Origin of the sequence: Shewanella sp. SG41-4, from assembly GCF_014164505.1 — a bacterium.
Taxonomy (GTDB): Bacteria; Pseudomonadota; Gammaproteobacteria; order Enterobacterales; family Shewanellaceae; genus Shewanella.
The window spans coordinates 19,225-30,667 of sequence record NZ_JACJFI010000023.1; the positions used below are offsets into that span (position 1 = coordinate 19,225).

The following is an 11,443-nucleotide window of genomic DNA, read 5'->3' on the forward strand; positions in this document are numbered from 1 at the left end:
ATGAATTCCTGTCAATGAAACTACCAAACCACTGTATTGATAAACAGTATATACTGATTTTATATACAGTAAAGTGGTTGAGGAATATTTATCGCTGACTATTTTATCATCTAGGTTTGATTGATCATTAAGCAATGGATTTTAAAAGTGTTTCTATTATCGGCAAACTGATAAAAGTGATTAATGTGCCATATAAAATGCCTTGGGCACTGACATTGGCGTTAATTTGGTAACGGTCGGCCAAAAGATACACACTTGCTGCAGTAGGTAATGCTGCCAAAATGACTCCCATCGTCAGTAATTCTTTTTCTACGCCGAACAGTTTGAGTAATCCAAAGGCGATTAAAGGTTGAATAATTAATTTGAGTAAATTGATCAAATTCAGCTCAGTAATCAAACCGATACCGAACATCTTTGTGCCAGATTGATGTCGTAATGCCTTGGCAAGTACCATCCCTATGGCAAACAGTGCACAAGGGCTCGAGGTATTTCCCACTTGATGCAGCATTAGCGCCAGACTATCCGGTAAGTTGACATGTAGCGCCGATAGACAAATGCCAATAACACTGCCAACTACAATCGGGTTTTTATACAGGGCATTAGCCATGATGACGATGGCATGTTCGGTTGATTGTTTATCACGGCTGGCTAGCTCAATTGATACTAAAGCAAAAGCAAACATGAACACCGACAACAAGCTGGCAATCGCTGCAGCGACTAACGCCATTTTATGGCCTGGGAATAATAAACTCAGCAATGGAATACCAATAAATGCCGTATTACCAAAGGTAGCGTTTAATGCGCGCATTGCGGCTACTGCCTGCTTCTTAGGTGTGCTTATTAGTGATACAACAATCACTAAGGCGTAAGTGATTATCATTGCTAGGCTAAACCCACCGATAAAGCCCCATTGAATAATGTCTTCAATACGAGTCTCAGCTAATACAATTAATAATATCGCGGGGAAAGCAATGTAGTAGACAAACTGATTGAGGATCAGATCTGTGTCTGCTGGCAGCAGTCGCATTTTTTGAACAATACTACCGAGCAGCATAATAATAAATACAGCGATTAGCGGGGTAAGAATACTGGACATCCCTCGCATTTCCTTAGCAAAATGATAATAAGATCACTTTACTGCTTTTTCATAGGCGGATGCAATTAGGCTAAAGTTAAACGAGTGATTATTTGTCAGCCTTTAAGGCTAAATTCGCGTTTGATATTTTCGGCGGGGGTAATATTCCAAGTTCAGAGAAAAAATGCACTTGCCTCCTTAATTCAAATAAAGAACCTACACGCTTCTGATGGCCAATGACTAATGTCCAATTGTCCGTTTTACCATTAGGGTTCGTGAAAGTGAAACCTTGATAAAAAATTTTTCTCATTGCGTTACACCTAATAAAAAGCCTGAATAATTTCAGGCTATATGACGTTCATTCGCAGTAACCGATCCGTGCTACAAGTTTGCGCTACAGGCTAATACCTATATTAGACACACCTTCTTCGATAATGTCTTTACGTAACCCTTTCACCAGTTCGCTGGTTATGTCTGGGTTGGCTTCGATAATATCGAGTAACATGCCTTGTAATTCTTTTTCTTGTTCCATTACTGGGTGAGAAAAAACAAACTCATCGAGTTCTTCATCCATTAATGATTCATCGCTAATAGCTTCAATATAATTGGCTACAGTGCTTGATGATAATTTACTGATGTTAGTGATATCTTCTTCAATTTTTCCATCTATTGCACCCATTAAGGTGGCGATGGCAACAGCTGCATCCATGGCGGGATAAGCGCCATAGGCTTCAAACTCGCTAGGATCTGGGGTGTTTTCATCGAGGCGCTGTAAATGCACATCAATATTGAATTTAAGCTTTTTGTCATATTGGCTTTGCCATAATAACTCAAGTGCAGTACTTAACACCTGCGGTTGGCCAAATTCACATACTTCAGAAAATAATTGATAATTTGGGAGCATTCTTTGGCACAGTGCGAGTGCAAAAAGCTGCTTCTGAGGTAACGACAATGCCTTTAGGCGTTTAAAAAAACCGGTTTTACTGGTCATTAGGAACATCCACTGATAGCTGGTTTATCACTTGATTTGCAGCTGATTCTACCTTAGTTAACTCATCAAGTAACTCTAGTATTTCAGGTTCTAGGTCATCGATGTCAATTTTATGCTTTAATCCTGACTCAATATCTCGACAAAGCTTTTGTGTTGTCGGTACGCCGCAATAACATGTAGCGCCATGCAGTTTATGTACTGCCTGTAATAATGTCTCTGCATCTCTGGCAATTAATGCTTTATCGATAGTTGCGGTTGTTTCAGGTAATGAATTAACCAACATCTTTAACATGTCTAAGGCTAAATCAGTTTTTTGGTTTGCTTGGGTTAAGCACAAATCCCAATTGAGCACATGAGTGTCAAAATGAGTGAATTGTGGCTTAATTATCCAACGGCTAATAACGCTTTTTAGTGACAGTTCATCAATCGGTTTAGGCAGGAAACCGTCCATACCGCTAGCCAAAATATTCTCACGCTCTTCGGCTATTGCGTGTGCTGTTACAGCAATAATCGGCGTATTACGGTTCAGAGATTCGGATCGTATTTGCTGGGTTGCGGTTATGCCATCGGTTCCTGGCATTTGAATATCCATGAGAATGAGATCAAACGCTTGTTTTTTAGCCTGTTTAATCGCATCGGCACCATTATTAACGGTCACTACATTATCGACTAATTCTTTTAGCAAAGTATCAATTAACTTTAGATTGGCCATGTTGTCGTCAACGGCTAATACTGATGCATTGATGCGATGTGTTACATCGATTTCTATCTGCTTAGGTAAACTCACAAAATTTGAAGGCACTGGTGGATATATTAAATGATGCGCTAGGGTAAAGTCGCTCACAGGAGTGCTGAGTAACACATCTGCATTGATTTTTAGCACATTGATTATCATGTCTTGGTCTAAACAGTCATGCAATAAAATAAGACAGTCGGTATGTTGTCTTGCTTGTTGTAACAAATGGATAAAGGAAACATTGTCTATAAAACCATGGCAGCTCATGATGATGTAATCAAATTTGCTGTTTTTAGTCTGTAAAACAGAAGTGAGATTTTCTAGATTAGCAACATTAGTGATGATTAATTGCCACGATACTAAGCGGCGATTTAATGTATCGCGGGTTAATTCCCGTGGTTCATATAATAAGACTGATTTGTGCTGCAACGCATCAACCGGCAACACTTCGCCAATTTCAAATTGACTGATCCCAAGCGGCAGAATAAACCAGAAATTTGAGCCTTTATTAGGGGCAGAGGTGAAACCTATCTGGCCACCCATTTGATTGATTAAGCGTTTAGTAATCACTAAGCCCAATCCTGTGCCACCAAAGCGGCGTGAAATAGATGAGTCGGCTTGACCAAATGCTTGGAATAAATACTCTTGTTGGCTCTCATCGATACCAATACCAGTATCAATAACTTCGCAGCGAAGGGTCATGTTATCTTCGTCCTGACCCACTAAGTGTATTTTCAGTATCACACTGCCTTTGTCAGTAAATTTGATAGCGTTACCGACTAAGTTAGTAATAATCTGGCTGACTCTCATCGCGTCGCCACTGACACTTTCTGGTACATTAGCATCAATGTCGATGACCAGTTCTAGTCCTTTCTCTTGCGCACTACCGGCAATAATAGTCAGGGTTTCAGTCAACGTTTCTCGCAGTGCAAAAGGCATTTTTTCTAATATCATTTTACCGGCTTCCAGTTTAGAGAAGTCGAGAATATCGTTAATAATACCCAGTAGATTACTCGCACTGCGTTCAATGGTTTTTATGTAGTCGAGCTGGCTAGTATGCAGTGGTGTTTTTAATAACTGTCGTGCAAACCCGATGACACCATTGAGAGGTGTTCGTAACTCGTGCGACATGTTGGCTAAGAATTCTGATTTAATCCGACTCGCTTCAAGCGCGCGTTTTTTGGCAATATCGAGCTCAACGTTTTGAATTTCAATCTGCTCGAGGGTTTCGCGTAAATCAGAGGTTGCTTGATCAATATTTTGCTGCATTTCATCGTGGTATTCCGACAATGAGCCAGCCATTGCGTTGATCCCTCGTTTAAGCAGATCCAGTTCACCAATCAAGTTGCCTTCAAGACGAGTATCGAGTTTACCTTCACGAATTTTAGCTACCACTCGTACCATTTCGGTAATGGGATAGTTTACGTGTTTGACTAAGCGGAAGGTAAAAAATAGGTTAAATTGCACACCGATTAATACGATAATAAACGCAGCTATAGCCGCTCGATGTTGTTCGAGTAGGGCATTCTCTTTATTTAGTAATACTGATATGTAGCCTAAAATTTGCTCTTGTTGATTATTGTAAATAGGCGTAAAAACGCCATTGGCAGAGGTGTTATTATTGATATCACCGTTACTTTGACGATTTATACTGGCAACATGTTTTTTTTCTAACCCAGTATGGGATATTATTGGCACACGAATGACTAAGGTATCGCCAATCGTTTCATGTTCTGTACCGATTAAGTTTGCCAGCGTTTGTTTGTAACGCATCGTTTCAAAATCTTTGTGGTAGTGCGAAGTGACAAAAAGTTGGTTTTCGGCATCAAAAACAGCAATAGATAGAATAAGGGATGCATTGTTTATCTGTGAGGCGGCGAGTAAAAGTTTAGTTGATTCACGGTCTTGAGTGATAATGCCAAATTCACTGGCAATGGCTAATGGCTCAACAATGTTGCTGCCTTTTTCAATTAAGGTTTGTTCCAATTCGTAAAAGCGGTTTATCGTGAAATAACTTCCAAGTAGAATACCCACTACAATCGTGGGCGCTAACGCAAGTACCAGAACCCATGAGCGTAGGCTGTATTTGGTCATATTGTTGGCACTTTTCATGGCTGTTAGGTATATCCCTGTTACTAAATCGCTGTTATTCCGTCTAGACTGCCAGATATGGCGCACTCTTGACTAGTTTTTTATTCAATACCTGAGGCCGAAATGGCACAATTTTTTCAAGCAAAACCGAACAAATCTAAGCAATTATCAGCAAAGTTAAGCCTCAGTGTCACTCAACTTGACCATTTAGGTGCAGGCATAGCGCAACATCAAGGCAAAATCGTGTTTATTCCGGGAGTATTACCGGGAGAGACCGCTACGGTGCAATTTGTCGAACAAAAGAAAAGCTACGCTAAAGCCAAATTAATCACGATTGAGTCAGCATCGACTAATCGAATCAAACCCCATTGTCCACATTATCAACAATGTGGCGGCTGTGATTTACAGCACATGGACACCAATGCGCAACGTGAACATAAGCAAACTGCTTTGGTTGACCTTATCAGCAAGCTGTCGAGTGCTAAAACCATTGAAGCCGATATTGTCGCAGATCCTATAATAGGTGATGCATGGCATTATCGTCGACGAGCAAGATTGGCCACAGTCTTTGATAAAAATACTCAGCGGTTACAACTTGGGTTTCGCGCCGGAAATAGCAATAAAATTGTTTCCATTCAGCAGTGTCCAGTGTTGTCTGAGTCATTGTCCGCTCTGATTACTCCGTTAGCGGCTAATTTAAATCAACTCAAAGCTAAGGCGAGTTTAGGGCATGTTGAACTCACCCAAGCAGATAACGGTAATTTTGCAGTACTAAGAGTGACTAAAGTGTTGCCAGCATCTGATATTCGTTGGTTAACGGGTTTTGCTGAAAAATATCAACTAAACATGTTGTTGCAAGATGATGCAGGCCAATTAACTCAACTGTTTCCGTTGTTAGCAGCTGATGATGAAGCTGTAACGTTACCTTATTACCATCTTGCACAGGAGGCTGTTCGTTGTTCATTCACTCCTGGTAATTTTGTTCAGGTTAATGGTGCTATTAATCAGGCCATGGTCGATCAAGCCATCGAATGGTTAGACCCTCAACCTGGTGAACGTATTTTAGATCTATTCTGTGGTGTGGGTAATTTCAGTTTACCGTTGGCATTAAAAGCTGCTGAGGTCATTGGTGTTGAAGGCGTGCCTGAAATGGTGCAACAAGCCAAGCAAAATGCTATCGACAACCATTTGGATAATGTGACTTTCTATCATGCAGATTTAAGTGCTGATCTATCGTCGCAAACATGGTTAGGCAAAATTGATAAACTATTGCTTGATCCTGCTCGAGCTGGCGCTTTTGAAAGTCTACAATGGTTACAGAAAATGCAACCTAAAAAAGTGGTCTATGTTTCATGTAATCCGGCAAGTTTAGCGCGTGACAGTAGTGTATTATTAGCGAATGGTTATCGTATTGCCCAAGTGGGATTAGTCGATATGTTTCCACAGACACATCATATTGAAGCCATGGTGTTATTTGAATTAAATATTTAAACAACGATTTTTAGCCTCTAACATTAGTTATGCTAAAAAATTGGCTAACTGAACGCTATTGAATTGACAAAAGATTATAGCGCTTCAAGATAGGCTGTTCAGTTATTGTTAACACCATTTATGCACACTATGCCATGTGCATATGGTTGGATGTCAGTCGGTCATGCGGCTAAGGAAGGGTTCATGGTATCTGTTCGCGAAGCACATTTTAATACGCAAGCATTCCAATTAGATGAGTGGGTCGCTCGGTATCTCGACGACAAAGATGATGCTCAGAAGTTATTGGTGTTGATCCAGCAAGTTGAGGCCTTACCGGTTAAAAACAAACTGGTTCATACTGAGCTGCTTGCGCGCGCTCGCGAAATGATCGAAATCTTAGCGCCGCTGAATATGGACATCGAAACGCTACAAGCCGCAGTCTTATTTTTGTTATTCGATGCGGGCGTTCTCAACGAAGAGCAAATCCTAGAGCAATACGGTGAAAACCTTGCAAGGTTAGTTGCCAGCGTTGTGACCATGAATGCCATTGGCGCATTAAAAGTCAGTCAAAACTCGCGCGATGCCGAACCACAAATCGATAATATCCGAAAAATGTTATTGGCCATGGTTGAAGATGTTCGCGCCGTTGTGATCAAATTAGCCGAACGAGTATGTTTACTGCGCGCGGTAAAAAATGCCGATGAAGAAACTCGGGTGTTATTAGCTCGTGAAATTGCTGATATTTATGCGCCACTCGCTAACCGTTTGGGTATTGGCCAATTAAAGTGGGAACTCGAAGATATTTCTTTTCGCTACTTGCATCCAACCGTTTATAAAGACATTGCTAAACAGCTTGATGGTAAGCGTGTCGACCGAGAAGTGTTTATCGACAAGTTTGTCACCCAGTTACAGCAGCGTTTAGATAGCGATGATATTCGCGCCAAAGTTTACGGTAGACCAAAACACATCTACAGTATTTGGCGAAAAATGAAGGGCAAAGACCTCAAGTTTGATGAGCTTTTTGACGTTCGTGCAGTACGTATTGTCACCGAAAGATTACAAGATTGCTATGGCGCGTTAGGGGTTGTGCACGACCTTTGGCACCATATTCCGCGTGAGTTTGACGATTACGTAGCAAATCCAAAACCGAACGGCTATCAATCTATTCATACTGTGGTTGTTGGCCCTGAAGGCAAAACTGTCGAAATTCAAATTCGTACCGAGGCGATGCATCAAGATTCTGAACTTGGGGTCGCCGCGCATTGGAAATACAAAGAAGGTGCCAGTAATACCAAACAAACGGGTTACGAAGAAAAAATTAATTGGCTGCGTAAAATTTTACAGTGGCAAGAAGATGTCGCTGAAAGTGGTAATTTGGTTGACGAAGTCCGTAGCCAAGTATTTGAAGACCGAGTCTATGTATTTACCCCAAGTGGTGAAGTCGTTGACTTACCTTTAGGCTCAACTGTGCTCGATTTTGCTTATTATATTCACTCTCAAGTGGGTCATAAATGTATTGGTGCAAAAGTCGACGGCCGTATTGTGCCATTCACTTACCAAGTTGAAACGGGTGAGCGCATTGAGATTATCACTTCAAAAACGCCTAACCCAAAACGTGACTGGCTTAATCTTAATTTAGGCTATATCAAGTCGTCTCGTTCACGCTCAAAAATTCAACATTGGTTTAAGCAACAAGACCGCGATAAAAATATTGCCGCGGGTAAAGAGATGCTTGAGTCTGAATTAGCCCGAGTGGGTCTTAAAGTTAAAGATGCTGCCGTGGCGGTAGAGCGTTTTAATTTAAACTCTATGGATGACATGCTGGCGGCCATCGGTGGCGGCGATTTACGCTTAAACCAAGTGGTTAACTTTACCGATACCAAAATTCGCAAAGTAGAAGATACTGACGAAAACTTACTCGAAGACATTATAAAGAAAGCGTCGCATAAGCCTAAAAAGTCGAGTAAAGGCCAAGTTGAAGTTAATGGCGTCGGTAATTTAATGAGTCACATTGCGCGTTGTTGCCAACCCGTTCCCGGAGATGAAATATTTGGTTATATTACTATGGGGCGGGGAATTTCTGTGCACCGTAGTGATTGCGAACAAGTGAAAGAATTAATGCGTGCCCACCCAGAACGCAGTGTCGATGTGATTTGGGGTGAGAACTATTCTGGTGGTTATCGTATTCGCGTTAGAGTACTTGCCCATGATCGCAGTGGCTTATTACGAGATTTAACCACAGTGCTAGCGGCAGAAAAATCTAATGTGATGGCCATGAGTTCATCTTCTGATGTCAAAAGCCAAACCGCTACCGTAGAGCTTGAACTTGAATTGTATAATTTAGATGGTTTATCACGGATTCTCGGTAAACTGTCGCTCGTTGATGGTGTGATTGAGTCGCGTCGACTATAACGTAATTAACATCATGGACTTATCGAGAAGGCATCTACTTGTTAGGTGCCTTTTTCATTAGATTTTATGTTTACAATAGAGGACCTTTTTGTGGCAGATATTCAATCGTTACTGACCATCATGCAGCAATTGCGTAACCCCGAGTCTGGTTGCCCTTGGGATCGAGCGCAAGATTTTGCCAGTATTGTGCCCTTTACCTTAGAAGAAGCTTATGAAGTTGTTGATACTATTGAGCGACAAGCGTGGGAAGAGTTACCTGATGAACTGGGCGACTTACTGTTTCAGATAGTGTTTTATTGCCAATTAGGACAAGAGCAAGGTAAGTTTGATTTTTCTACGGTAGTGACACGTATTAGCGATAAGCTTATTCGCCGTCATCCACATGTATTTGTTCAGTCAGAAAACAACGTTGCAGTTGCCATTACCAATACTCACGATTTAAGCCAAGCGTGGGATACGTTAAAGGCCAATGAACGTCAGCAAAAAAAAATGCACTCAGCATTAGATGATATTCCTCAAGTCTTACCCGCGTTATCTCGAGCTCGAAAAATTCAACATCGAGTGGCTAAAGTTGGCTTTGATTGGGCCGAGCTTGAGCCTGTTGTCGCCAAAATACATGAAGAAATCGATGAAGTGCTGGTAGAAGTTAATTTACGACATCAAGACCCTGATTTTTATCAGCCGAGAATTGTTGATGAAATGGGCGATTTATTGTTTGCTGTTGTGAATCTTGCTCGCCATTTAAACGTTGATCCTGAACAAGCATTACGTCAAGCCAATCATAAATTTGAACGTAGATTTAGAGGGGTTGAGCAATGTGTAGACAATAGTGGAAAACCGATACAACAGCATAGCCTGGAAGAATTAGACCACTACTGGAATGTGGTAAAACAACACGAAAACATAAATTAAGCTAAAATTTGCGCGTTTAAGTTTGTCGAAACGAGGTGGCTTTGCTATAATATCGCCCCGTCCTAGTGCTTTCTTACAAGCACGTTTTTTCCAACACATTTTCTCAGGTTCAGCATGACTACAAGGTATATCTTCGTTACTGGTGGCGTTGTTTCATCACTAGGTAAAGGCATTGCAGCAGCTTCGCTCGCGGCAATTTTAGAGGCGCGTGGCCTCAATGTAACCATTATGAAACTTGACCCCTATATTAACGTCGATCCGGGTACCATGAGCCCCACTCAGCACGGTGAAGTTTTCGTGACTGAAGATGGTGCTGAAACCGATCTCGATTTAGGTCATTACGAACGTTTCATTCGCACCAAAATGAATCGTCGCAATAACTTTACTACTGGTCGTATTTACGAAGAAGTGATTAGTAAAGAACGTCGTGGTGATTATTTAGGCGCAACCATTCAAGTTATTCCACACATTACTAACGCGATTAAAGAAAAAGTGTTAGCAGGTGGCGAAGGCCATGATGTGGCGATTGTCGAAATCGGTGGCACGGTGGGTGATATTGAATCATTACCGTTTCTTGAGTCTATTCGTCAATTAGGTTCTGAGTTAGGACGCGAACGTACACTGTTTATGCATTTAACCTTAGTGCCATTCTTAGGCGCAGCGGGTGAAATTAAAACTAAACCGACTCAACACTCTGTTAAAGAGTTGCGTTCTATTGGTATTGCGCCGGATGTATTGGTTTGTCGTGGCGACCGTGCAATTCCTGCCAATGAAAAAGCCAAAATTTCGTTATTTTGTAACGTTGAAGAACGTGCGGTTATTTCCTTAAAAGACGTTGATAGCATCTACAAGATTCCAGCGTTATTACGCTCTCAAGGATTAGATGATCTAGTCATCAAACGTTTTAATTTAGCGTGTAACGAAGCTGATTTGTCTGAGTGGGAAAATGTTATTTACCAAGAAGCCAATCCAAATGGTGAAGTCACTATTGGTATGGTAGGTAAGTACATTGAACTGCCAGACGCATACAAGTCTGTGAATGAAGCATTAAAGCATGCTGGCTTAAAAAACCGTGTTACGGTGCACATTAAGTACATTGATTCACAAACAGTCGAAGCGAAAGGCGAAGAAGTGTTGCAAGGCCTAGACGGTATTTTGGTACCAGGCGGTTTTGGTGAGCGTGGTGTAGAAGGCAAGATTTTCGCTGCCAAATTTGCCCGTGAAAACAAGCTTCCATATTTTGGCATCTGCTTAGGTATGCAAGTAGCGATAATTGAATTTGCACGTCATGTTGCAGGTTTGGAAGGTGCGCACTCAACTGAGTTTAATCCACAAACGCCTTATCCAGTTGTGGGACTCATTACTGAGTGGATTAATGAAGAAGGGGATGTTGAAACGCGTCATGAGTCTTCAGATTTAGGTGGCACGATGCGTTTAGGCGCTCAGTTATGTCATTTAAAAGAAGGCACTAAAGCAGCAATAGCCTATAATTCTGCAACGTGTGTTGAACGTCATCGTCATCGTTACGAAGTGAATAACAACTACATTGATCGTCTAGAAAAAGCCGGCTTAGTGTTTAGTGGTTTGTCATCTGATCGTAAACTGATTGAGATGATTGAATTGCCAGATCATCCATGGTTTGTTGCGAGTCAATTCCACCCGGAGTTCACCTCAACCCCACGTGACGGTCATGCATTATTTGAAGGCTTCATCGCCGCTTCTTATGCGTATCAAAAACGCGATATCGATTAATGAA

General features: G+C 41.4%; 7 protein-coding genes. 4 read left to right on the top strand and 3 right to left on the bottom strand.

Annotation, left to right across the window (positions count from 1 at the left end; translation table 11 throughout):
* Positions 1–127: 127 nt before the first annotated feature.
* The 3 genes from H5202_RS04175 to barA all read right to left on the bottom strand — a co-directional run bounded on the left by H5202_RS04175 (position 128) and on the right by barA (position 4,896).
* Positions 128–1,096, bottom strand: a complete 969-nt coding sequence (locus tag H5202_RS04175) for an AEC family transporter (protein WP_182770943.1) — start codon at positions 1,094–1,096, stop codon at positions 128–130.
* 373 nt (positions 1,097–1,469) lie between these two features.
* Entirely contained in the window at positions 1,470–2,066 is a 597-nt protein-coding gene (locus H5202_RS04180; RefSeq protein ID WP_182770944.1) for a YjaG family protein, read from the bottom strand.
* A complete protein-coding gene (gene barA / locus H5202_RS04185) occupies positions 2,056–4,896 on the bottom strand; it encodes a two-component sensor histidine kinase BarA (RefSeq protein ID WP_443019326.1) in 2,841 nt (946 codons plus the stop codon). Before barA ends, H5202_RS04180 begins: the two co-directional genes overlap by 11 nt.
* 120 nt (positions 4,897–5,016) lie before the next feature.
* Here barA and rlmD point away from each other — a divergent pair, with 120 nt between their 5' ends.
* From rlmD to H5202_RS04205, 4 genes are all read left to right on the top strand, one after another.
* On the top strand, positions 5,017–6,384 hold the full coding sequence (gene rlmD, locus H5202_RS04190; RefSeq protein WP_182770946.1) for a 23S rRNA (uracil(1939)-C(5))-methyltransferase RlmD: 1,368 nt from the start codon (positions 5,017–5,019) through the stop codon (positions 6,382–6,384).
* Between the two features lie 183 nt (positions 6,385–6,567).
* A complete protein-coding gene (relA, locus tag H5202_RS04195; RefSeq protein ID WP_182770947.1) occupies positions 6,568–8,775 on the top strand; it encodes a GTP diphosphokinase in 2,208 nt (735 codons plus the stop codon).
* A 66-nt stretch (positions 8,776–8,841) separates the two neighbouring features.
* Positions 8,842–9,687, top strand: a complete 846-nt coding sequence (gene mazG / locus H5202_RS04200; protein WP_182770948.1) for a nucleoside triphosphate pyrophosphohydrolase — start codon at positions 8,842–8,844, stop codon at positions 9,685–9,687.
* Between the two features lie 114 nt (positions 9,688–9,801).
* The gene (locus tag H5202_RS04205; RefSeq protein WP_182770949.1) at positions 9,802–11,439 is read left to right on the top strand and encodes a CTP synthase; all 1,638 of its coding nucleotides are present in this window, start codon (positions 9,802–9,804) and stop codon (positions 11,437–11,439) included.
* Positions 11,440–11,443: the final 4 nt, after the last annotated feature.

Excerpts from the sequence above, each read along its gene's own strand:
- relA (WP_182770947.1), top strand. The coding sequence starts at position 6,568 with ATGGTATCTGTTCGCGAAGCACATTTTAATACGCAAGCATTCCAATTA.
- H5202_RS04180 (WP_182770944.1), bottom strand. The coding sequence starts at position 2,066 with ATGACCAGTAAAACCGGTTTTTTTAAACGCCTAAAGGCATTGTCGTTA.
- mazG (WP_182770948.1), top strand. The coding sequence starts at position 8,842 with ATGTTTACAATAGAGGACCTTTTTGTGGCAGATATTCAATCGTTACTG.
- H5202_RS04175 (WP_182770943.1), bottom strand. The coding sequence starts at position 1,096 with ATGTCCAGTATTCTTACCCCGCTAATCGCTGTATTTATTATTATGCTG.
- barA (WP_443019326.1), bottom strand. The coding sequence starts at position 4,896 with ATGACCAAATACAGCCTACGCTCATGGGTTCTGGTACTTGCGTTAGCG.
- H5202_RS04205 (WP_182770949.1), top strand. The coding sequence starts at position 9,802 with ATGACTACAAGGTATATCTTCGTTACTGGTGGCGTTGTTTCATCACTA.
- rlmD (WP_182770946.1), top strand. The coding sequence starts at position 5,017 with ATGGCACAATTTTTTCAAGCAAAACCGAACAAATCTAAGCAATTATCA.